At 65.0% G+C, this 22647-nt stretch carries 20 protein-coding genes; 10 read left to right on the top strand and 10 right to left on the bottom strand.

The window, feature by feature from the left end; genetic code table 11:
• Positions 1 to 4: 4 nt before the first annotated feature.
• The gene (locus WDX12_RS13615; RefSeq protein ID WP_434725208.1) at positions 5 to 1261 is read right to left on the bottom strand and encodes a D-amino acid dehydrogenase; all 1257 of its coding nucleotides are present in this window, start codon (positions 1259 to 1261) and stop codon (positions 5 to 7) included.
• A 189-nt stretch (positions 1262 to 1450) separates the two neighbouring features.
• Positions 1451 to 2446 carry a UDP-glucose 4-epimerase GalE gene (gene galE / locus WDX12_RS13610; protein ID WP_320298870.1) on the bottom strand — a complete coding sequence of 332 codons (996 nt, stop codon included), beginning with the start codon at positions 2444 to 2446 and terminating at the stop codon, positions 1451 to 1453.
• A 332-nt stretch (positions 2447 to 2778) separates the two neighbouring features.
• On the opposite strand from galE, the gene hemA reads away from it, so the two are divergent.
• On the top strand, positions 2779 to 4056 hold the full coding sequence (gene hemA, locus WDX12_RS13605; protein WP_434725207.1) for a 5-aminolevulinate synthase: 1278 nt from the start codon (positions 2779 to 2781) through the stop codon (positions 4054 to 4056).
• A 155-nt stretch (positions 4057 to 4211) separates the two neighbouring features.
• On the opposite strand, the gene WDX12_RS13600 is transcribed toward hemA, so the two are convergent.
• Together WDX12_RS13600 and mscL are read right to left on the bottom strand one after the other, a co-directional pair.
• Positions 4212 to 5378 (bottom strand): pyridoxal phosphate-dependent aminotransferase, encoded by a 1167-nt coding sequence (locus tag WDX12_RS13600; protein WP_434725206.1) that lies wholly within the window; start codon positions 5376 to 5378, stop codon positions 4212 to 4214.
• Between the two features lie 103 nt (positions 5379 to 5481).
• Positions 5482 to 5904: a large conductance mechanosensitive channel protein MscL gene (gene mscL, locus WDX12_RS13595; protein ID WP_320297648.1), complete on the bottom strand. Its 423-nt coding sequence runs from the start codon at positions 5902 to 5904 to the stop codon at positions 5482 to 5484.
• 307 nt (positions 5905 to 6211) lie between these two features.
• On the opposite strand from mscL, the gene WDX12_RS13590 reads away from it, so the two are divergent.
• On the top strand, positions 6212 to 9697 hold the full coding sequence (locus tag WDX12_RS13590) for a PAS domain-containing hybrid sensor histidine kinase/response regulator (protein ID WP_434725205.1): 3486 nt from the start codon (positions 6212 to 6214) through the stop codon (positions 9695 to 9697).
• Positions 9698 to 9705: 8 nt separating this feature from the next.
• Here WDX12_RS13590 and WDX12_RS13585 read toward each other — a convergent pair whose 3' ends face one another.
• Entirely contained in the window at positions 9706 to 10341 is a 636-nt protein-coding gene (locus WDX12_RS13585; protein WP_434725204.1) for a TetR family transcriptional regulator, read from the bottom strand.
• Between the two features lie 83 nt (positions 10342 to 10424).
• Here WDX12_RS13585 and WDX12_RS13580 point away from each other — a divergent pair, with 83 nt between their 5' ends.
• Together WDX12_RS13580 and WDX12_RS13575 are read left to right on the top strand one after the other, a co-directional pair.
• Entirely contained in the window at positions 10425 to 11081 is a 657-nt protein-coding gene (locus tag WDX12_RS13580; RefSeq protein WP_434725203.1) for an O-methyltransferase, read from the top strand.
• Between the two features lie 120 nt (positions 11082 to 11201).
• Positions 11202 to 12461, top strand: a complete 1260-nt coding sequence (locus tag WDX12_RS13575; RefSeq protein ID WP_434725202.1) for an MFS transporter — start codon at positions 11202 to 11204, stop codon at positions 12459 to 12461.
• A gap of 146 nt (positions 12462 to 12607) precedes the next feature.
• Here the strand turns inward: WDX12_RS13575 and WDX12_RS13570 are convergent, their stop codons facing one another.
• Positions 12608 to 13510, bottom strand: coding sequence for a LysR substrate-binding domain-containing protein (locus WDX12_RS13570; RefSeq protein ID WP_434725201.1), 903 nt, complete (start codon positions 13508 to 13510; stop codon positions 12608 to 12610).
• 140 nt (positions 13511 to 13650) lie between these two features.
• Here WDX12_RS13570 and WDX12_RS13565 point away from each other — a divergent pair, with 140 nt between their 5' ends.
• Positions 13651 to 15162, top strand: a complete 1512-nt coding sequence (locus tag WDX12_RS13565) for an MFS transporter (protein ID WP_434725200.1) — start codon at positions 13651 to 13653, stop codon at positions 15160 to 15162.
• A 9-nt stretch (positions 15163 to 15171) separates the two neighbouring features.
• Here the strand turns inward: WDX12_RS13565 and WDX12_RS13560 are convergent, their stop codons facing one another.
• Both WDX12_RS13560 and WDX12_RS13555 read right to left on the bottom strand, forming a co-directional pair.
• A complete protein-coding gene (locus WDX12_RS13560; protein ID WP_320297799.1) occupies positions 15172 to 15831 on the bottom strand; it encodes a response regulator transcription factor in 660 nt (219 codons plus the stop codon).
• 187 nt (positions 15832 to 16018) lie between these two features.
• Entirely contained in the window at positions 16019 to 16450 is a 432-nt protein-coding gene (locus WDX12_RS13555; RefSeq protein ID WP_320297652.1) for a hypothetical protein, read from the bottom strand.
• Positions 16451 to 16560: 110 nt separating this feature from the next.
• Between WDX12_RS13555 and WDX12_RS13550 the strand changes: the two genes are divergently transcribed.
• Genes WDX12_RS13550 through WDX12_RS13540 form a run of 3 tightly spaced genes read left to right on the top strand, consistent with a single transcriptional unit; the run spans position 16561 to position 18971 of the window.
• Positions 16561 to 16908 (top strand): DUF952 domain-containing protein, encoded by a 348-nt coding sequence (locus WDX12_RS13550; protein ID WP_434725199.1) that lies wholly within the window; start codon positions 16561 to 16563, stop codon positions 16906 to 16908.
• Entirely contained in the window at positions 16905 to 17978 is a 1074-nt protein-coding gene (locus WDX12_RS13545; protein WP_434725198.1) for a quinone-dependent dihydroorotate dehydrogenase, read from the top strand. The genes WDX12_RS13550 and WDX12_RS13545 overlap by 4 nt, the downstream gene beginning before the upstream one ends.
• Positions 17979 to 18008: 30 nt before the next feature.
• On the top strand, positions 18009 to 18971 hold the full coding sequence (locus WDX12_RS13540) for a PLP-dependent cysteine synthase family protein (RefSeq protein ID WP_434725197.1): 963 nt from the start codon (positions 18009 to 18011) through the stop codon (positions 18969 to 18971).
• Between the two features lie 37 nt (positions 18972 to 19008).
• Here WDX12_RS13540 and WDX12_RS13535 read toward each other — a convergent pair whose 3' ends face one another.
• Entirely contained in the window at positions 19009 to 20340 is a 1332-nt protein-coding gene (locus WDX12_RS13535; RefSeq protein WP_434725196.1) for an MATE family efflux transporter, read from the bottom strand.
• 121 nt (positions 20341 to 20461) lie between these two features.
• On the opposite strand from WDX12_RS13535, the gene WDX12_RS13530 reads away from it, so the two are divergent.
• Positions 20462 to 21364 carry a histone deacetylase family protein gene (locus WDX12_RS13530; RefSeq protein WP_434725625.1) on the top strand — a complete coding sequence of 301 codons (903 nt, stop codon included), beginning with the start codon at positions 20462 to 20464 and terminating at the stop codon, positions 21362 to 21364.
• A 12-nt stretch (positions 21365 to 21376) separates the two neighbouring features.
• On the opposite strand, the gene WDX12_RS13525 is transcribed toward WDX12_RS13530, so the two are convergent.
• Positions 21377 to 21646 (bottom strand): DUF6460 domain-containing protein, encoded by a 270-nt coding sequence (locus WDX12_RS13525; RefSeq protein WP_181166832.1) that lies wholly within the window; start codon positions 21644 to 21646, stop codon positions 21377 to 21379.
• A gap of 374 nt (positions 21647 to 22020) precedes the next feature.
• Between WDX12_RS13525 and WDX12_RS13520 the strand changes: the two genes are divergently transcribed.
• Positions 22021 to 22635, top strand: a complete 615-nt coding sequence (locus tag WDX12_RS13520; RefSeq protein ID WP_434725195.1) for an outer membrane protein — start codon at positions 22021 to 22023, stop codon at positions 22633 to 22635.
• The last annotated feature ends 12 nt before the right edge of the window (positions 22636 to 22647 follow it).

Raw genomic sequence — 22647 nt, 5'->3', positions numbered from 1 at the left:
CGGCTCAGCGCGCCGTCCCGTAAAGCAGTCCCCCCGGGTCGATCTGCGGCTTGCGGCCGGCGACCACGTCGGCCAGGAATTGGCCGGAGCCGCAGGCCATGGTCCAGCCGACATGGCCGTGGCCGGTGTCGAGATAGAGATTGCGGTATTTCGCCTGGCCGATCACCGGCACCGAGTTCGGCATCATCGGCCTCAAGCCGGCCCACAGCACGGCCTTCTTCTCGTCGAAGGCACCCGGGAAAAGATCCTTGCCGGTTTCCAGGATGGTCCTGAAATCGCCGGGCTTGAAGCTGCGGTCGAAACCGGTGAATTCGGCCGTCGAGGACATGCGCAGGCGATTGCCGAGCCTCGAATAGCCGATCAGCCGATCCTCGTCGGCGCCGCCCATGGTCGGCCCCTTGCTTTCGTCCTCCAGGGGAATGGTCGCCGTATAGCCCTTCACCGGATAAACCGGCAAGTTGATGCCGTAACGTCGGCCGAGCAAGCCGCTTTCCGGTCCCATGGAGATGACGACGGCGTCGCCTGTGACCGGCCCTGCCGAGGTGATGACCGCCCGCACACGGTCGCCCTCGATGTCGAGACCCTGGATCGTCGTGCCGAACAGGAATCTGACGCCGAGCTTCTCGGCGGCATAGGCGGCGAGCCTGTCGGTGAACTGCTTGGAATCGCCGGTCTGGTCGATCGGCGAATAGATGCCGCCGGCGATCTTTTCCTTCACGCCGGCAAGGCCCGGCTCCAGCTCGACCAGGCGCTCGCGGCCGACAATCTCGATCGGCAGGCCGTGCTCGCCGAGATAGCGGTAATTGTCGGTGCCGGTGTCGAGGCTCTTCTGCGACCGGAAAAAGTAGAGAATGCCCTTCTTGCGCTCGTCGTAATGGATGCCGGTCTCCTCCGACAGTTGATTGATGCACGCGCGCGAGTGGAGCGCCAGCCTCAGCTTGATGTCGGTGTTGGCGCGCAGCCGCTTGATCGTGCATTCGCGCAGGAAACGCAGGCTCCAGGCATAGAAATACGGATCGAGGCGCAGCCTCACCTTGATGCCGAGATCGTGATTCCAGAGCGCGCGCAGGAAGGTTTTCAGCGCAGCCGGCGAGGCCCAGGCGGTGGCGTCGCCCGGCGACACCAGACCGGCATTCGACTGGCTGGTGCCCCGCGCCGCCGCTTCATGGCGCTCGATCACCGTCACCTCGTGACCGTCTTTGGCCAGATAGTAGGCGGCCGCCGTGCCAACCACGCCGGCGCCGAGAACCAGGACCTTCATGCCATCCCCCTCAAGGATCGTGCCGGGCGGCACGCTTCTGCGCACCGCTCCGGCTATCCCTTAACGCCTCTGCAGAGGTCGCACGAGCCCTTGGCCCAACAGATGGACTATTTGTCTTGACGCAATTCCGGACGGAAGGCTACGGCGAAGTCGCCGAGCCTGACCGCTACACACTTTTCCTGGAATTGCTCAGTTTCGAACCGAGTTCTTGGTCGTCAGAATGCGCTCCCACGCCAACGCATCGTTGACGATCAGGTCGAGATCGTCGCGCTGCGGCGTCCAGCCGAGCTCCTTGCGGGCGAGCTCGGAATTGGCGACCACCGCGGCGGCGTCGCCCGGCCGGCGGTCCCCCATACGCACATCGAAGTCATGGCCGAAGGCGCGGCGCACGCTGTCGATCACTTCCAGCACCGAATAGCCATGGCTGTAGCCGCAATTGGCGACGAGGCTACTCCCGCCGTCGCGCAGCCGCTGCAGCGCCAGCCGGTGCGCGGCGGCGAGATCGCTGACATGGATATAATCGCGCATGCAGGTGCCGTCCGGCGTCGGATAATCATTGCCGAAGACCTGCATGAAGGGGCGCTTGCCGAGCGCGGTCTCGCAGGCGACCTTGATCAGATGCGTGGCGCCGGGCGTCGACTGTCCGGTGCGGCCCTTCGGATCGGCGCCGGCAACGTTGAAATAGCGCAGCGCCGTATAGCGGATGTCGTGCGCCAGCGCCGCATCGCGCAACATCCATTCGCTCATCAGCTTGGAGAGGCCATAAGGCGATTCCGGCGCAAGGCGGGCATCCTCGCGCACCGGCTCCAGCCCGGCGCCGCCATAGACGGCGGCAGTGGAGGAGAAGATGAAGTGCGGCACGCCTTCACGCACCGCGGTTTCGATCAGCGTGCGGGTCTTGCAGGTGTTGTTCTCGTAGTAGCCGAGCGGATCGGCGACCGATTCCGGCACCACGATCGAGCCGGCGAAATGGATGATGGCGTCGACCTTGTTTTCGCGGATCACCTGGCCGACCAGTTCCTTGTCGGCGACGTCGCCGATCACGAGCTTTGCCTCGGGCGCCACCGCCCATTCGAAGCCGGTGGAAAGCCGGTCGAGCACCACGACGCTCTCGCCGGCGTCCAGCAGCTCCCAGACCATGTGGCTGCCGATATAGCCGGCACCGCCCGTCACCAAAACCGTCATTTTCTACCTCGCTGATCAAGATTTATCGGAAACTGTCTCAACAGCCACCGTGCTGGAAACCCCGCCGCAAGCCCGCTAAAGCCTATGTCGTTCCCCCAAAACCGCTGTGCACTTTTGGGCGATATGCATACGCCTCCCCATAATGTTAAGTCCGTAACAGTTCCTCCCGTCCGAGGCATCGTACTGAAACAAAGCTGCTTCAAACAGCCGGGAATAGGCCACGATCCGGCATCGTTAGGAACAGGGCCGGGGCGTGGCATTTTGACCGGTCGGGTCCGGTGGACGTGGCATGGGGCAGTGACTATGATCCGCCGCAAAATTGGGAAGTCGACATGAACTACCAGCGGTTCTTCGAGGATGCGATCGACCAGCTCCACGCCGAGCGTCGCTACCGCGTTTTCGCCGACCTCGAGCGCATCGTTGGCAAGTTCCCGCGCGCCATCTGGCGTTCCAACGGCCGCGCCCAGGAAATCACCGTCTGGTGCTCCAACGACTATCTCGGCATGGGCCAGAACGCGGATGTGATTGCCGCCTTCCAGACCGCGGCCGGCAAGATGGGTTCGGGCGCCGGCGGCACCCGCAACATCTCCGGCACCTCCAACCCGCTGGTCGAGCTGGAGCATGAGCTCGCCGACCTGCACGACAAGGAAGCGGCGCTGGTCTTCACCTCCGGCTTCGTCTCCAACGAGGCCTCGATCTCGACCATCGCCAGGCTTTTGCCCAACTGCCTGATCATCTCGGACGAGCTCAACCATGCCTCGATGATCGAAGGCGTGCGCCGCTCGGGCGCGGAAAAGAAGATCTTCCGCCACAACGACGTCGCGCATCTGGAAAGCCTCTTGCAGGCGGCCGGCCGCGAGCGCGCCAAGCTGATCGTCTTCGAGAGCGTCTATTCGATGGACGGCGACATCGCGCCGATCAGGCAGATCGTCGAGCTCGCCGAACGCTACAACGCCATGACCTATATCGACGAGGTCCATGCGGTGGGCATGTACGGGCCGCGCGGCGGCGGCATCACCGAACGCGAGGGCCTGGCCGACCGCATCGACGTCATCCAGGGCACGCTGGCCAAGGCGTTCGGCACGCTGGGCGGCTACATCACCGGCACGAGCGCGGTGATCGACGCGGTTCGCTCCTATGCGCCGGGCTTCATCTTCACGACCGCGCTGCCGCCGGCGATCGCCGCCGCCACCACCGCCTCCATCCGCCACCTCAAACGCTCGCAGTCCGAGCGCGACGCACAGCAGCGCCAGGCAGCCAGGACCAAGCAGGTGCTTGCCGCCGCGGGCCTGCCGGTGATGGAATCGGCCACCCACATCGTGCCGGTGCTGGTCGGCGACCCCGAGCTTTGCAAGATGGCGAGCGACCGCCTGCTTGGCGTGCACGGCATCTACATCCAGCCGATCAACTACCCGACGGTGCCGCGCGGCACCGAGCGGCTGCGCATCACGCCGACGCCGTTCCATTCGGACGCGCTGATCGCCGAATTGCAGGACGCGCTGGTCGAGACCTGGGATGCGCTGGGCATCCCCTATGCCGGCTCCGGCCGTCCCGCCGTCGCCAAGACCGACCGGATCATTCCGCTCCTGGTGCCGAAGTCAGGCGGGTGAAGCCCGTTTTAAACTCTACTCCGGCGGCCATCCGCTGCAACTTTCTGCGCTTCCGGTGCTCACGGACTTGAATGTCCGCTGCGCTCCGGTTCTCGAAAGTCACACCGGCTGACTCACCGGAGCGAGTCTCAATTCGGGCTTCGTCGACGGCTCGGCTATACCGTCTTCATCCATTTCCCCAGGCGATGCGCCGCTTCCTCGAGCTGATCGAGGCGGCGGTGGAAGCATAGTCTGAGGAAGGCCTCGCCGCCGGGGCCGAAGGCGGTGCCGGGCGCCAGGCCGACATTGGCGTTGTCGACGATGTCGAAGGCGGCTTTTCGGGAATCGCTGAGGCCGTCGACGGTGAAGAACAGATAGAAGGCGCCTTGCGGCACGGTGAAGCGCGCTTTGCCGGTGGCGCCCAGGATATCGCAGACCAGATCGCGTGCTTTTCGCGCGCGCTCCACCTGTTCGGCGATGAAGCCGTCACCCTCGTCGAGGGCGGCGACCGCGCCGCGCTGCATGAACTGGGCGACGCCGGAGTTCGAGTACTGGATCAGGTTTTCGAACACCTGCTGCAAGGCGGGGTGCGTCTTGATCCAGCCGACGCGCCAGCCGGTCATCGCCCAGTTCTTGGAAAAGCTGTTGACGAACAGAATGCGGTCCTCGGGCGTGGTAATGTCGAGGAAGGACGGCGCGCGGCCATGGCCGTAGTGGAACAGCGAATAGATCTCGTCGGCAATGATCCACAGGCCCTTTTGGCGGGCGAGATCGAGGATCGCCTGGAGCGTCTCCCGATCGGCGGTCCAGCCGGTCGGGTTGGACGGCGTGTTGATGAACAACAGCTTCGTGCGCGGCGTGACCGCGGCGGCGATCTTGTCGACGTCGCAGGACCAGCCATTGCCGGACTGGTCGAGGGTGACCGGCACCGGCACGGCGCCCGCCACGCCGGCGGCCGCGGCGAAGTTCGGCCAGGCGGGCGAGAGGTAGATAACCTCATCGCCGCTGCCGGCGATCGCGTCGATAGCCAGCTGGATGGCATGCATGCCGGATCCGGTGACGATGAATTCTTCCTCGGCGAAGGTCTTGCCGAAGTGCCTGGCGTAGTAGCGGGCGAGCGCCTGCCTGAGCGCGGGAATGCCCCTCTGCCAGGTGTAGAAAGTCTCGCCGTCGGCCAGTCCCTTGGCGGCGGCATCGCTGATGAAGGCCGGCGTCGGCAGATCGCCCTCACCGGCCCAGAGCGGGATCAGGCCTTCGCGCAGGCGACCATGATTGACGACGGCGACAATGCCGCTTTCAGGGGCAGCTCGGGCCTCGGTGCGCAAGGTCTCGATAAGGGTCATGGGCAAAATCCATATTCGTCTCGTGAGCGCTCTTACCAGATCGCCAAACGGAAAACCCCGGCCGCGGGCGGCCGGGGTTTTGGTCCAGAGCGCCCGCTCTGCGTTATCTCTTGGCGAGCAGGTCGCGGATTTCGGTCAGAAGCTGCACATCGGCAGGCGGCGGCGCGGCGGCAGGGGCCGGCTTTTCGCGCTCAAGCCGCCTGCGCATATTGTTCACGGCCTTGACCATCAGGAAGATGATAAAGGCCAGGATCAGGAAGTTCAGCACCACGGTGATGAAGCTGCCATAGGCAAAGACCGCGCCCTCTTTCTTGGCATCGGCCAGCGTGGCCGAATGGACGTTCGAGGACAGTCCGAAGAAGTAGTTGTTGAAGTCCAGCCCGCCGAAGATCGCGCCGACGATCGGCATGATGATGTCATTGACAAGCGATTCGACGATCTTGCCGAAAGCGGCGCCGATGATGACGCCGACGGCCAAGTCCATCACATTGCCCTTGGAGATGAATTCCTGGAATTCTTTCAGCATTCGACCCTCCTTGCATCACGGGCCGCGCTGCCGCCTCTCCAGTGTCCTTCGACGCCGACCCAAGGTTCACAATAACAAAAACCCCCGGTTGCAAAACCGGAAAATGAGCCAAGGCACCGGTTTGTGTTTACATAGCGTCATCAAGCACATATGCGCCGAAAGCCGCGATGGACTTGGGCTCCAAGCTGTGATTGCGTCTAGCCCAGGCCAGGGTGGAGACCGACTTTGAATCAAGAATAGAGCATGATGTCGCCCGAAAACCGCTTCCCACTTTTCGGCATCATGCTCCAGGGAGGAAGTGCGGACCGTGCAAGGCTGGTTCGTCGTCATCATCGCGATCGCCTATGTGACGCTGCTTTTCGCCATCGCCAGCGTCGGCGACCGGCGTTCGGCTACGATCGGCCTGGGCCGGGCACGGCCTTTCATCTATGCGCTCAGCCTGGCCATCTACTGCACCTCCTGGACCTTTTTCGGCTCGGTCGGCCTTTCCTCCGAGCGCGGCCTCGAATTCCTCGGCATCTATACCGGTCCGGTGCTGGTCTTCGTGTTCGGCTTCCCGCTGCTCAACCGCATGATCCGGCTGGCAAAAAGCGAGAAGATCACCTCGATCGCCGACTTCCTCGGCGCCCGCTACGGCAAGAGCTTCACAGTCGCGGCGATCGCGACGCTGATCGCAACCGTCGGCGCGGTGCCCTACATCGCGTTGCAGCTCAAGGCGATCTCGGGCTCCGTCAGCCTGATGGTCGAGCACTATACCGGCTCGCCGCCCTCCTTCGATCCCTTCGTCAGCGATATCTCGCTGGTGGTGGCGATGCTTTTGGCGCTGTTCGCGGTGCTGTTCGGCACCCGCCATGCCGACGCCACCGAACATCAGGACGGGCTGGTGCTCGCGGTGGCGGTCGAGACCGTGGTCAAGCTCGCCGCCTTTCTCGCCATCGGCCTGATGGTGACGTTCCTGATCTTCGGCGGCCCCGGCGACATGTTCGCCAAGCTCGCCGGAAACGGCCAGGTGCGCCAGGCCATGAGCTACAGCACCTCCCTGGCCACCTGGCTGGTGCTGACTGGCCTCAGCGGCTTTGCCGTGCTGATGCTGCCGCGGCAGTTCTACGTCACGATCGTCGAGAACCGCAGCGAGGCGGAACTGCGCACGGCGACCTGGGTGTTCCCGCTCTATCTCGTGGCGATCAACCTCTTCGTGCTGCCGATCGCCTTTGCCGGCTTGTCGCTGGTCGGCACCAAGACCAGCAGCGACCTTTACGTGCTGTCGCTGCCGCTGCTCAGCGGGCATGACCTGCTGGCGATGGCCGCCTTCGTCGGCGGCCTGTCGGCGGCGACCGCCATGGTGATCGTCGAGAGCGTCGCGCTGTCGATCATGATCTCCAACGATCTCGTCATCCCGCTGTTCGTGCGGCGCGTGCTCAAGACCAGTTCTTCGGAGAGCGAGGACTGGTCGACGCTCATCCTCAACGTGCGCCGCGCCTCGATCTTCATCATGCTGTTCATCGCCTTTCTCTATTATCGCGAGAGCACCAACAGCGCGCGGCTGTCGTCGATCGGCCTGATGTCGTTTGCCGCGATCGCGCAATTCGCGCCGGCGCTGATCGGCGGGCTGATCTGGCGTCGCGCCAATGGCCGGGGCGCAGCACTCGGCATGGTCGCCGGCATCGCCGTCTGGAGCTACACGCTGCTACTCCCCTCGTTGGTCGGTCCCGCTTCCGGCATCGTCGCCCATGGGCTGTTCGGCTTCGAGGCGCTGAGGCCGCAGGCGCTGTTCGGCACCGTCGGCGAGCCGCTGAACCATGGCGTGCTGTGGAGCCTCTCGGTCAACGCCCTGTTCTTCGTGCTTGGATCTCTGTCGCGAGCATCGGTACCGCTGGAGCGGATCCAGGCGGCGATCTTCGTGCCGCGCGAGGCCGGCCCGATGCCGAGCCTCAGGCGCTTCCGCACCGCCGTCACCGTCAACGACCTGAAGGATACGATCTCGCGCTATCTCGGCGTCGAGCGCACGGAGCGCTCGTTCCAATCCTTCGAGAGGGACGCGAAAGTCTCCCTGCACGGCACCGAACAGGCCAGCATGGATGTCATCCGCTTCTCGGAGCAGCTGCTGGCGAGCGCCGTCGGCTCTTCCTCGGCGCGGCTGATCCTGTCGCTGCTCTTCCGCCGCAACGACCGCGATTCCAAGGATGCCTTCAAGCTGCTCGACGACGCCACCGAGGCGCTGCAGCACAATCGCGACCTCTTACAGATCGCGCTCGACCAGATGGAGCAAGGCATCACCGTCTTCGATCGCGATTTCCGGCTGATCTGCTGGAACCGGCAATACCGGCTGCTGTTCGACCTGCCGGACGAGATGGGCCAGGTCGGCGTCTCGCTCGACCGGATCCTGCGCCATCTCGCCGAGCGCGGCGACATTCCCGCCGACCAGCGCGTGACGACGCTCAACCGACTGACCAGCTTCGCCGGCCCATGGCAGATGGAGCTCAAGACCAGCGGCCGCATCCTGGAGCTGCGCTCCAACCCGATGCCCGATGGCGGCATCGTCGCCACCTATGCCGACATTTCCGGCCGCGTCGAGCAGGACCTGGCGCTGAAGCGGGCCAATGAATCGCTGGAGCAGCGGGTCAAGACCCGCACCATCGAGCTCACCCGCGTCAACGAGGAGCTGGCGCAGGCGCAGATGCTGGCCGAGGAAGCCAATCTCGGCAAGACGCGCTTCCTCGCCGCCGCCGGCCACGACATCCTGCAGCCGCTCAACGCGGCGCGGCTCTATTGCTCGTCGCTGATCGAGAAGGCCGGCAAGGGACCGGCCGGCAAGGCCGCCGTCAACATCGAATCCTCCCTGGAATCGGTCGAGACCATCCTCGGCGCGGTGCTCGACATCTCGCGGCTCGACGCCGGCGCCATGAAGCCCGAGAACGCCGCCTTCAACCTCGGCGGACTGCTCGGCCAGATCGGCAATGATTTTCGCCCTTTGGCCGCTGAAAAGAAGCTCGAGCTCACGATCATCCCATCCTCGCTCGGCGTCATGACCGATCGCAATCTGTTGCGACGGCTGATCCAGAACCTCGTTTCCAACGCCATCAAATACACGCGCCAAGGCCGCATCCTGGTTGGCGTGCGGCGGCGCGGCGAGCTGGCCGAGATCCAGGTGATCGACACCGGCATCGGCATTGCCGGCGACAAGCTGAACACCGTCTTCCACGAGTTCACGCGCCTCGACGAGGGCGTGCGCGAGGCCGAAGGCCTTGGCTTGGGTCTCTCCATCGTCGACCGTATCGCCAGGGTGCTGAGGCTCGAGATCCAGATCTTCTCCAACCCCGGCAAGGGCACGCGCTTTTCCGTGATCCTGCCGGTCGCGGCGGTGGCGGCGCCGCCGCGCGAGGCCGGCAAGGCGCCGGCCCGCTCCGCCTCGACGCTTGCCGGGCTCAATGTGCTGTGCATCGACAATGACGCGCGCATCCTCGACGGCATGCGGCTGCTGCTCGAAGGCTGGGGATGCCATGTCGAGACGGCTTCGGGATCAGGCGATCTCATGAAACCCGGCGCGCCGAAACCGGACCTGGTGCTTGCCGACTATCATCTCGACGGCAGCACCGGGCTCGATGCCGTCGCCACGCTGCGCGCCGCCTACGGACAGGACCTGCCCTGTGTGCTGGTCACCGCCGACCGCTCCAGCGAAGTGCGCGCGGCTGCCGGCCGGCTCGACATTCCCGTCGTCAACAAGCCGCTGAAGCCAGCGGTGCTGCGCTCGATGATGGCGCGCGTCAGGCCGCTGGCGCCGGCGGCGGAGTGATCTCAAACTCAACCGCGATGGCCGAGACTTCGGAGATAGGCGCAGAACATGCCGGCGAGTGCATCGGAATAGGCTTCGATCTCATCGGGCGTTCGTTCCTTCTCGGAGAAATCCGCTCCCACGGCGCTCAGCGTCTTCATGATCAACTCGCCGGTCATGGCGCGGACAGCGGCGGAAGCGTCGGGCAGCACTTCGCGCAGGAAGGTCTCGACCGTGCGGTCGGCCATGGCCTTTGCCTCCTCGGCCTCCGGCGCATCCCGATAGAGCGGCGCCGCGTCGTTCAGCGCGCCGCGCACCGCCGCCTCCTCGCATTCCGAACGAATGAAGGCGTGCACCAGCGTTCTTATCCGCTCGAACGGCGACAGTTCGAGGTTCTCAAGGATACCGCACAGAAGTTCGGTCGTCTGACGCCATTCATCGCTCTGCAGGCGGAACAGAAGTGCGGCCTTGTTCGGGAAATACTGGTAGAGCGAGCCGACGCTGACGCCGGCCCTTTCCGCCACGCGCGTGGTGGTGAATCTCTGCGCCCCCTCGCTCGCCAAAACCTGAGCAGCCGCCTGCAGAATCGCCGCGACGAGCTCCGTGGCGCGCGCCTGTTTTGGCTGTTTTCGGGTGGAAATTGAAGGGCTTGGGCGTTGGATCATGGCCACGCTTGGAAATGCGAATTGGAAACCTGAAGGATTATTCGTATTTTTCGAAGCGACACAAGAACCGCCCGGAGACAATCATGACCACCTTGACCGGAACTCCTTTGGCCCCGCTCCTCAACCGCCTGTTCAAGGAAGCCGCCTCGGCGACCAGCCCGGCGATTTCCAGATACTCGCATGAGGAACGGGCGCGTCTCATCAGCAGCAAGACGGAATACCCACAATTCTACGGCAGCGTGAAAGACCTGTGGCTTGCGGTCTCGCCGGAGACCGGCACACTGCTCTACATGCTGGCGCGCAGCACCGGCGCGCGCATCATCGTCGAATTCGGCACTTCGTTCGGCATCTCGACGCTCTATCTTGCCGCGGCGCTGCGCGACAATGGTGGCGGCCGCCTGATCACCACGGAATTCGAGCCGTCCAAGGTGGTGCGGGCCAAGTCCAACCTGACCGAAGGCGGCCTCATCGACCTGGTGGAGATCCGCGAAGGCGATGCGCTCGAAACGCTTAGCGCTGACCTGCCCGACCGGATAGACCTCCTGCTGCTCGACGGCGCCAAGGCGCTCTATCCGGAGATATTGAACCTGGTCGAGAGCCGGCTCCGACCCGGCGCGCTAGTCATCGCCGACAATGCCGACTCCTCGCCCGAATATCTGGAGCGGGTGCGCGCGCCGGAGGGCGGCTATATGTCGACGCCGTTCGGCGACGACGTCGAGCTGTCGATGCGGCTCAACTGATCACGCCCCAACGACAAACCCATGCTGTCCGTCGGACAGCCGTAGGCGTTTACGTCAACCAACGCGCAATCCCAGCCTTCGGGCCCCGGCCTTCGAGCCTTTGACGCGTAGGTGAACTTCATGACCATTCTGCCATCGACCTGGCGCCGGCTGCCGCGCCCGGCCCTGCTCGGCCTTTTCCTGTTCTTCTGCGCCGGTTTCGCCGATGGCGCGCTGGTGCCCTTCTTTCCGCTTTGGGCGAGCGGCGAGGCGAACATCCCTGTCGGCGCTATCGGCTTGCTGTTTGCCTGCTATGCGGGCGGCGAGCTCGTCGCCGCGCCGCTGATCGGCGGCATTGCCGACGGGATCGGCCGGCGGCCGGTGCTGATCCTGTCCTCGCTCGGCGTCGGCTGCGGTTTCATCGCGCTGTTCTTCGTCCACGGCGTCGCCGCCACCGCGGCCGCGCTGCTTTTGACCGGCATGTGCGAGTCGGTGCTCCACCCGACCATCCTCACCGCCATCGCCGATGTGACGGAGTCTTCCGCGCATCCGCGCTGGTTCGGCATGGCGCGCGTCAGCTCGAGCGCCGGGCAGATCCTCGGACCGGCCTGCGGCGCGCTGCTGGCGCTCGTTTCGCTGGGCAGCGTGTTCCTCGCCGGTGGCGGTATGCTCATCCTTGGCGGCATCGTCATGCTCATCGCATTCGCCGAAACGCATGGCAGCGGTCGCGCCGAAGGCGAAGCCGAGGACGCGGAGGAAGGGGAAAGCCTGTCGGCGCTGCTGCCAGCCTTGCGCGACGGCCGCCTGGCCAAGCTGCTCGCCTGGGTGGTGCTGTTCGAGATTTCCGGCAACTGGATCGAGGCCGTCATCCCGCTCTATGCGCAGGATGCCGGCACGCTCAGCCCGTCCGGCGTCGGCGCGCTGTTTGCCTATGCGGCCGCCCTGACGGTCGGATTGCAGATGCTGGTCGGCCGGTTTGCCGAGGCGCGATCGGCGCTTTGGCTGGCAGCCGGCGCCGGCATCTCGACCATCGCCGCCTTTGCGCTGCTGGCGGTTTCGCCGGGCATCATCTCGCTCATCGCCGCCGTCAGCCTGTGCGCGGTGGCGCAGATGCTGGTCGGGCCGCTGGTGCCGACCGCCGTCAACGCGCTGGCGCCATCGGCGCGGCGTGCCTCCTACATGGCCGCCTCGTCGGTGGCTGTCGACCTCAAGGACTCGCTCGGACCGTCGATCGGCACTGCGCTCTACGCGCTGGCGCCACGCCTGCCCTGGATCGCCGGCATTCCGCTCGTGGCCATCGCCTCGCTTGGTCTTGGCGCGGCCATCGGACGAGCGCGGAGCCCTGTGGACACCGCCGAGGATGATGCAATGCCGGCCTCGGCCGTCGAAAACTATCGCTAAAGCATGTCTCCCGAAAGTGGCCCGGTTTCGGGACAAAGACATGCTTAAAATCAAAAACTTAAAGCAGGTCGCGTGAATCCTTTTTCACTCGACCTGCTTTAGGCGCTCGTTCAGCATCACGGCCAGGACCGCGCCGGCCGGCAGCTTCAGATGGAGCTGTCGGCCATTTGCGAATTGCGGAACCGAGGCCTCGCGCCACTAGCAGGCGGACGGTGATCGCGAAACGCCATGGCAAGGGTGCGCAACGCATCGCGCGACTGGGCGTCGGAGAGCGTGGACAACAGCACGATCTCCGATGCCGGCAGCGGCGGCAGGCCGAATTTGCGGCTGATCTCGATCGTGCCGGGCGGAACCAGGCGAGACGAGAAGGCGCCGGCGGCAAGGCCCGCCGACACGGCCTCCGCAACCGCAAAGGAGCCGCAGCCCAGGAAGACTTGTGTCCACGGTATACCGACCGCGTCGAGCGCGCCGGTGACGACGTCGCGGATGCTGCAGGAGGGCGAGGAGGCGGCCAGCCGCAGCGGCTCGCCAGCGCGGTAGACGAAGTCCGGCGTCGCGTACCAGCCGAAATGCTCGGGCGCCAGCACCTCGCCGTCGCGGCGGCCGTCCCCACGCCGCACGATCGCCGCATCGAGATCGCCGCGATCGAAGGCGGCGAGCAGGTCGCGTGTGTCGTCAAGCCTGACCTCGATGGTCAGCGCCGGGTCATGCGCACTGAGCCGCGCCAGCAAGGTAGGCACCTCGGCGCCGCCGACATGGGTGGCGATGCCGAGCCGAAAATGGCGGCGAACAGCCGTAAGACTGGCGACAGCGCGGTCGTGCGCGGCAAGCAGCTCGCGCGCCGGCTCCAGGAAGACGGCACCGCGCGTTGAAAGCCGCACCAGCCGCGGCGTCCGCTCGATCAGTCTTTCGCCGATCCGGTCTTCCAGCCGCTTCAGCTTGACGCTGATCGCGCCCTGGGTGCTGCCAATGGCGTCGGCGGCGTGGGTGAAGCTGCGTAGGTCGGCGACAGTAACGAAGGCTCTTACCGCATCTACGTCCAGCGTCATGTCAGCTATCCTGTTTTGTTGTCTCTGAAATAGCCAACCATGCAATTCTAAAATGATCAAGCCTGCCTTAACTTGCGTTGGGCGTACAGCGGCAAACCATCCGGTTTCGCCCTGCCCCAAGAAATTCGAGAGGTTTGACCATGACTCCTGTCCTCACCCGCCGGGGCATCGTCGTTCTGTTCGCCGCATGTCTTGCCTGCCTGATGTTCGGGCTGGAGATATCGAGCGTTCCCACCATCCTGCCGACGCTGGAGCAGGTGCTCAAGGCGGACTTCACGCAACTGCAATGGGTGATGAACGCCTATACGATCGCCGTCACGAGCGTGCTGATGGCGGTCGGCACCATTGCCGATCGTTATGGGCGCAAGCGCGTCTTCCTGGTCTCGATCGCCGCCTTCGGGCTTGCCTCGCTGATCTGCGGCCTGGCGGGCAACGTCTCGACGCTGATCGCCGCGCGCTTCCTGCAGGGGTTGAGCGGCGGCGCGATGCTGATCTGCCAGCTCGCCGTGCTGTCGCATGAATTCCAGGACGGGCGCGAGCGCGCCGTGGCCTGGGGCTGGTGGGGCGTCATCTTCGGCATCGGCCTCGGCTTCGGTCCGATCATCGGCGGCGGCATCGTCGCCGTGTCGAGCTGGCAGTGGGTGTTCCTCATCCATGTGGCGGTTGCGATCGTCGCCTTCGTGCTTGCCTTGGGCGGCGTCCATGAATCGAGGGATCTGCAAGCGGGCAGGCTGGATCTCGCCGGCATCCTGACCTTGTCGCCTTCCGTCTTCTGCCTCGTCTTCTACATCACGCAGGGACCGGAGCTCGGATTTGCCAGCCCCGCCGCCCTGGCGATCCTTGGCCTGTCGATCGCGAGCTTCGTGGCGTTCCTCGTCGCCGAAAGGCTCAGCAAGCGGCCGATGTTCGACTTTTCGGTGTTTCGCATCCGCCCGTTTTCCGGCGCGATCGTCGGCTCGACGGCGATGAATATCAGCTACTGGCCGTTCATGATCTATCTGCCGATCTGGTTCCATACAGGCCTCGGCCTCGACAGCTTCGCCACCGGCCTTGCCTTGCTGGCCTACACGCTGCCGACGCTGGTCATGCCGCCTTTGGCCGAGCGGCTGTCGCTGCGCTACCGGCCCGGCGTCGTCATCCCGGCGGGGCTCGCGATCATCGGCATCGGTTTCTTCCTGATGAAATGGGGCAGCGCCGCGGCCCATGCCAGCTGGCTGACCATGCTGCCCGGCTGCCTGATCGCGGGCGCCGGGCTCGGCATCACCAACACGCCGGTCACCAACACGACCACCGGCTCGGTTTCGCGCAACCGCGCCGGGATGGCGTCCGGCATCGACATGAGCGCGCGCATGATCTCGCTTGCGGTGAACATCGCGGTGATGGGCTTCATCCTGGCGAACGGCGTGCTCTCCCATCTCATGATCGTGCTGCCCGATCTCGACAGCGCAAGACTCCGTCAGTTCGCCGAGGCGATCGCGGCCGGCAATCCGGTGCCGAGCCTGCCGGACGACGTCGCGCATGGCGCGCTGGCGAGCGGCTTTGGCTGGGTGATGCTCTATGGCGGCGTCGCCGTATGGATCATGGCGGCGATCGGCTTTGCGATCTTCGGGGCACGACCGGCGCGGCAGGAAGCGGTTCAGCGCCCGGACTGAAACGGACGGTCAGCCGACCGGCTGCAGCGGGTCGCCGCCGATCTTCGACAGCTGGATCACCGCCTGGGTGCGGCTGTCGACACCGAGCTTCTGCAAGATGGCCGAGACATGCGCCTTGATGGTGGCCTCGGAGACGCCGAGCTCATAGGCGATCTGCTTGTTGAGCAAGCCCTCCGCCAGCATGCCGAGCACTCGCGTCTGCTGCGGCGTCAGCGCCTGCAGGCGCTTGATCAGGTCGGAGATCTCCGGATCGCGCTCGACGCCGAGCTCGATACCGGCGGGTGCGGCGATATCGCCGGCAAGCACCGCCTGCACGGCGGCGCGGATTTCTTCCATGCTGGCCGATTTGGAAATGAAGCCGGACGCTCCGAGATCGAGCGCGCGGCGGATGGTGACGGGATCGTCATGCGCCGACACCACCACCAGCGGCACCGCCGGATGGATACCGCGCAGCGAGATCAGGCCGGAGAGGCCGCTGGCGCCCGGCATCGACAGGTCGAGCAGCACCATGTCGACATCCTCGTTGGCGAGCACCAGCGCCTTGGCGCTTTCGAAATCCCCTGCCTCATGGATGGCGGCAACGTCGCCGACGCCGGCCAGCGCCTCCTTCAGCGCGCCGCGAAAAAGCGGATGGTCGTCGGCAATGACGAAAGTGTGGCCCGACGGCAAATATTCCTCCCCCGATCCCATCATCATTGTGTGCTTCTTGCGGGGACCGGAATGATTATGCGGCGACGCGGCGCGTTTTCAAGCGGCAAAGGCCGCGCGCGGGGTTTTCCCCAACGGTTCGGCTCTTGTTTTGCGCAATTCCGGACGGAAAACCGCTATGCACTTTTCCTGGAATTGCGCCCTCGGTTCAGGTCTTCTGGTTCAGCTTGCCGCTGTCGCCGTCTTCCTTGTCCATGTCCTTGACGATGTCCTTGAAGGTTCGGAAGAACTGCTCCATGTAGCCCATCGTCTTGTTGAAGTCCTCCTGGCTCGGCAGTTGCGATTCCAGCCGGGCCGAGAGCGAATTCTCGAGCTTGGCGACGCGCGCGTCGAGCGCCTTGACCGAATTGTCGAGCCGGTCGATCTCGTCCTGGTAGGCGGCCCGCTCGTCGGCCGCCATCTTGCAGACGAGCTGGCCGGTGCGCTCCTCGCAGATCGACATGGCGCCGGTCCTTGTGTCCATGCGAACATAACCGTCGGCGGACTTCTCCAGCCGATAGTGGTCGGTCTCCTCGGAATAGGCGGACGCGGCAACCAGCGAGCAGAGCGCCGCGGGGATCAGGATGTGCTGCAGACGCATAGTGTCCTCCATGAGCCAGTGAAGGCGGGCTATCACAGGTTTGCGCCGGAAATGGGGAAGAGTCGAGCTTGAGCCTTCCCCGCACCTTCGGTTCGGACTATAGCGCGACAATGTCTCAGATTATCTACAAGATCGCCCCCGAGGCGCTTTGGCGCGAAGCCGAGAGGAACGGGCGCTTTACCGGCGCGCCGATCGACATCGCCGACGGCTTCATCCATTTCTCCACCGCCGGCCAGGTGCGCGAGACGGCGGCCAGGCATTTCGCCGGCCAGAGCGATCTGCTGCTTATCGCCATCGACGGGGCTAAGCTGGGCGACGCGCTGAAATACGAAGTGTCGCGCGGCGGCGCCCTGTTCCCGCATCTTTACGCTCCGCTCGCTCTCGATGCCGCCCTCTGGGTCAAGCCGCTGCCGCTCGGCGCGAACGGCCACGAATTCCCGGCGCTGGAGGGCGAATGAGCGTGCTCGACCGGATCGGCCAGAAGCTGCTTTTCTCCTTCGATCCGGAAACCGCGCACGGCATGTCGATCGCGGCTTTGCGCTGCGGGCTTCCGGTCGGCGCGACCACAACGCGCGACGCGCGGCTCAAGATCAGTCTTAGCGGTCTCGATTTCCCGAATCCGCTCGGCATGGCCGCCGGCTACGACAAGAACGCCGAGGTGCCGGACGCGCTGCTGGGGCTCGGCTTCGGCTTTGCCGAGGTCGGCACCATCACGCCGCAGCCGCAATCGGGCAATCCGAAGCCGCGCATCTTCCGGCTGACGGCGGACGAAGCGGTGATCAACCGGCTGGGTTTCAACAATGAGGGCCACGCGGCGGCGGAAAGACGGCTTGCCGCGCGCAAGGGGCGGCCGGGTATCGTCGGCGTCAATATCGGCGCCAACAAGGACAGCGCCGACCGCATCGCCGACTATGAGCGCGGCGTCGCCCGCTTCGCGCCCTATGCGAGCTATCTGACCGTCAACATCTCCTCGCCAAACACGCCGGGCCTGCGCAACATGCAGGCGCGCGAGCAGCTCGGCGAATTGCTGTCGCGGGTGATGGCCGCGCGCGCCACCGCTCTTGCGCAACCGCCCGTCTTCCTCAAGATCGCGCCGGATCTCGTCGAGGCGGAGCTGGAAGACATCGCCGCCGAGGTCGCCGAGAAGGAAGTCGATGGCGTCATCGTTTCCAACACGACGCTGGCGCGGACCGGGTTGCGGAGCGGCGGCGTCGCGAATGAAACCGGCGGGCTCTCTGGGAAACCATTGTTCGAGCGTTCGACCGCGGTTCTGGCCCGGATGCGCAGGCTGCTTGGCCCGCAGATCGCGATCATCGGTGTCGGCGGCGTCGATTCCACCGAGGCGGCATTGGAAAAGATCCGCGCCGGCGCCGACCTCGTCCAGCTCTACACCGGGATGATCTACGCTGGACCAATGCTGCCGGGGCGCATCGTTGCCGGCATGGCGCGCTTTGTGGAGAAGGAGCGTCTCAAATCCATCGGAGAGTTGCGCGATACCGGCTGCGCAAGCTGGTCCGAACGACTCTGACGAGTTTCCGCCAAACCGGGAGGACAGACGATGGCCGAGGTTCTGAACTCTGTCGTGGACTCGATCGGTGGAACACCATTGGTCCGGCTCGACAGGCTGACGGCGCAGGCAGGCGTCGACGGCGCAATCCTCGCCAAGCTGGAATATCTCAATCCGGGCTTTTCCAAGAAGGACCGTGCGGCGCTTGGAATAGTCGAGGAGGCCGAAAGGTCCGGCGCCATCAAGCCGGGGCAAACGGTGGTCGAGCTTACCTCCGGAAACATGGGAACGGGGCTCGCGATCATCTGCGCCGTCAGGGGTTACCCCTTCGTCGCGGTGATGTCGAAGGGCAACTCCGAAGAGCGTGCACGCATGATGACGGCGCTCGGCGCGGAAGTTATCCTCGTAGACCAGTTGCCGGGGTCGGTGCCGGGACAGGTCTCGGGTGGCGATCTGGCGCTCGTCGAGCAGGCGGCCAGAGCGGTCACGGAGGAACGAGGCGCGTACCGCGCCGACCAGTTCCATCGCGACGGCAACTGGCTTGCGCATTATCACGGTACCGGGCCGGAAATCTGGGACGCCAGCCATGGCGCCGTCGATGCATTCGTCGACTTCATCGGCTCGGGCGGCACATATGCCGGGGTGGCGAGGGCGCTCAAGGAGCGCAATCCCCTGATCAAGTGCTTCATCGTCGAGCCTGAGGGCGCCGCGGCGGCAGCGGGAGAGACAGTCACCCAACCCGAACACCCCATTCAAGGCGGCGGCTACGCCATGCCGGACCTGGCATTCCTGACCAACGCGCCCGTCGATGGCTATCTTCAGGTGTCCGGCGACGAAGCGCGAGAGGCCACGCGCTTGCTCGCGCGCAGCGAAGGTATCTTCGGCGGCTTTTCCTCCGGGGCGAATGTGGCTGCCGCGTTGCGTCTCCTGCGCGGCGATCAATCAGGCAAGACGATCGCTGTCGTGATTTGCGATTCCGGGCTGAAATACCTCTCGACCGACCTCTGGAGCTGAGAAAAGCTGGCGCTCGACCGGAGCCGAACGATGGGCGCTAAAATGCCGTGCGCACCCTGAGCCTGAGCACTGCAAGCAAGCTCACTCCCCGCACCAGCAGGAAGACGTGCAGCGACGCCCAGAGCCCGTTGTTGCCGAAGGCCGGCGCAAGCGTGATGAGCGCGGCGCTGAAGACGAGGAACGACAACAGCATCATGTTGCGCATGTCGCGCGACCAGGTGGCGCCGATGAAGACGCCGTCCATCTGGAAGGCGAGCACGCCGCTCAGCGCGGTGAAGGCCGCCCAGGGTAGATAGGCGTCGGCGATCGTGCGGACTTCTTGAGACGTCGTCACCAATGCCACAAGGTTTGCGCCCGCCGTCAGCAGGATGAGCGTGGCAGCGCCGGCGAGGCCAAAACCCCATATCAGCGTCAGTTGCACGGCACGACGGAACGGCGCTGCAGCCTGCGCGCCGATGGCGCGGCCTGCCAATTGCTCAGCCGCCGTGGCGAAGCCGTCGAGGAAATAGCCGGCGATGAGGAAGAAATTCATCAGCACGGCGTTGGCGGCGAGCGTCACCGTGCCGAACTGCGCGCCCTGCCTGGTGAACAGCGCGAAGGCGGCAAGCAACGAGAAGGAGCGGATCATGATGTCGCGGTTGAGCGACAGCATGCGCCGGTAGGCGGGCAAATCGAGGATGCGGCGGCGCGACGGCCGCTCCAGCCTGCGGAAACGGGCGAGCACGATTGCCAAGCCGAGCAGCATGGCGAGGAACTCGCCGGTGACGGTCGCCCAGGCGACGCCGGCGACGCCCCAGCCGAGCTCGAGGCCGAGCAGGAAGCAGAGCACGATGTTTATGCCGTTGAGCACGGCCTGCAGCATCAGCCCGACCCCGCCTTCGCCGCGCCCCAGCACGTAGCCCAGTATGGCGTAGTTGATCAGCGAGAAGGGCGCGGCGAGCAGCCTGATGCGGATATAGACCGACATCGCCGCGCTGACGCGCGGCTCGGCGCCCATGAACCACTGGCCGGCGACGGCAAAGAGCGGCGAAAGGGCCGCCAGTATGACGCCAGCGACGACCGCGATCAGCACGGCGCGCCAGAGCACCGCCTGTTCCTCCAACGGATCGCCGCGCCCGAAGGCCTGGGCGACGAGGCCGGTGGTGCCGGAGCGCAGGAAGTTGAAGGTGGTGAAGACGACGTCGAAGACCAGCGATCCCGCCGCCAGGCCGCCGAGCAGGGCCGCGTCGCCGAACTGGCCGACCACCGCTGTGTCGACGATGCCGAGCAGCGGCGTCGTCAGATAGGCAAGCGTCATCGGCACGGCGATCGCCAGCACCGAGCGGTTGGTGACGGCGAAGGATCTGGCGCCGGTTTGGGTTGCGTCCATTGCTGCCTGGCTGATTGCGGCTTGATTGAGGACCCGATGTGCCCCAGTTTGCCGGCGTCACGCAACCGCCATCCGCCGGACTGCCAACCGAATTTCAGACTTGGCTCAGACCTCCCGATCCATGCCGCTGCAGATCGTCCATCACCCAGACTATGACGCCGGCTTCGCCGTCAACCATCGCTTTCCGATGAGCAAATATCCGCTTTTGATGGCGGCCTTGCGCATGCGTGGGCTGGCCAAGCCGGACGCGCTTTGGATGCCGGAACCAGCACCGGCAGCAGGGCTGAAGCTTGCGCATGCGGCCGACTATGTCGACCAGGTGATCGCCTGCCAGGTGCCGGAGAAGATAGAGCGCGAGATCGGCTTTCCGGTCGGTCCGCGCGTGTCGCTCAGGGCACAGCTCGCTACGGCGGGCACGGTGCTGGCCGCCAGGCTGGCGCTGAAACACGGCATTGCCTGCAACGCCGCCGGCGGCAGCCATCATGCCAGGCGCGCGCAGGGCGCCGGCTTCTGCACCTTCAACGATGTCGCCGTCGCCTCGCTGGTGCTGCTGGCCGAAGGCGCCGTCGAAAATGTCCTGGTTATCGATCTCGACGTGCACCAGGGCGACGGCACGGCCGATATCCTCAAGGACAAACCGCGCGCCTTCACCTTTTCCATGCATGGCGAGCGCAACTACCCGGTGCGCAAGATCGCCTCCGACCTCGACGTCGCCTTGCCGGACGGCACCGGCGACGCCGCCTATCTCGAGCGGCTCGCCGCCATCCTGCCGGAACTATCCGGGCAAAGGCGCTGGGACCTCGTCTTCTACAATGCGGGCGTGGACGTTCATGCCGAGGACAGGCTCGGCCGGCTGGCGCTGAGCGACGACGGCCTCACCGCCCGCGAAGACATGGTCATCGGCCATTTTCGCGGCCACGGCGTGCCGCTTTGCGGCGTCATCGGCGGCGGCTATTCGACCGACGTGCCGGCGCTGGCGGCGCGCCACGCCATCCTGTTCGAGGTCGCATCCCGATACGCGTGATGCCAGGCCGGGCTATTTCCTGTAGCTGGCGATCCGAAGCAGGATGAACACCGGCACGACGATCGCCGCGCCGAGCAGGATATAGCCGAGGAAGCGGTCGATGGCGTGGAAGCCGAGATTCCACAAATCGACGAAGAACTGGCGGATGCCATAGAAGACGTCCATCGGCGACCAGCCGAAGGCATGCATGACGAGGCCGACGAGGAAGGAGACCACGAGCAGCTTCAGGAACACCCTGAGCGGCGTGTCGCCAAGAAAGCGCGTCAGTGCGGACAAGGCCATTCTCCGGTTCGAGCCGCCTGATTCGGCAGCGCGACATCAGAGATACGCACTCGGTCGTCCGCCAGCAAGCTGCGCGACCGCCAGGCAGTGCTTAATTTTGCGTAAACAAAAATTCAGCAAATTGCTGAAAATAAACAGAAAAATCTTCACTTATCCGGCCCGCGCAATGTGCGTGCAATTTTCACCTGACAGATAGGTCCGGTCTTTCGAGCAGCGTGTCGCACCGGAAGTTCGGGCCGCAAGGCAGGCGCCTTGCGGCACGGGATTCTATTGCCCGCGAAAGACAAGCGAACCGGAGCGGCCATCCCAGGAGCCAGCTCCACTGGTCAATCCGCGCATGGCCCTGTCCTGCGCATGCGTTTGGAGTATTGAGCATGTTTTATCGAACCAAGATTGCCCTGGCGGCGGCTTTCGCCGCCTGTCTCAGTGGAGCGGCGATGGCCGCCGACCTGTCGCCCGCCTACAACGATCCGCCGGCTTTCCAGTGGAGCGGCGCCTATGTCGGCGTCCATGGCGGAACCGCCTTCACCAAGATGCCCAACCCGTTCGCCGGCCGGAATGGCTGGAGCGGCGGCGTGCAGGCCGGCTACAACATACAGACAGGGCCCGCCGTCTTCGGCGCCGAGCTCGAAGGCTCTTATCTGGGCGGCGCCGAACACAATGTCGAGGGCGGCAAGATCAAGGAGAAATGGCGCGCCGCCGCCAAGGCCAAGGCTGGCCTTGCCTTCGACCAGACATTGGTCTTCGGCACCGCCGGCCTGGCCATGACGACATTCGACAAGGCAGGCGGCGTACGCGACACCGACAGCCGCAAGCTCGGCTATCTGGTCGGTGCCGGCGTCGAGCAGGCCTTCGCCGGCGGCCTCTCCGCCAAGATCGAATACGACTATATCCGCACGCCCGACGTGGAAACGAGATCGGCCTTCGGCAAAGCGAAGACCGATATAGGCAGCCAGGAACTGAAGGCCGGCATCAACTACCGCTTCTAGGGCCTGGGAACG

Origin of the sequence: Mesorhizobium sp. RIZ17, from assembly GCF_051127865.1 — a bacterium.
Classification (GTDB): Bacteria; Pseudomonadota; Alphaproteobacteria; order Rhizobiales; family Rhizobiaceae; genus Mesorhizobium; species Mesorhizobium humile.
Note: the sequence above shows the minus strand (reverse complement) of the source record. Positions and strands in the feature narration are given on the sequence as shown.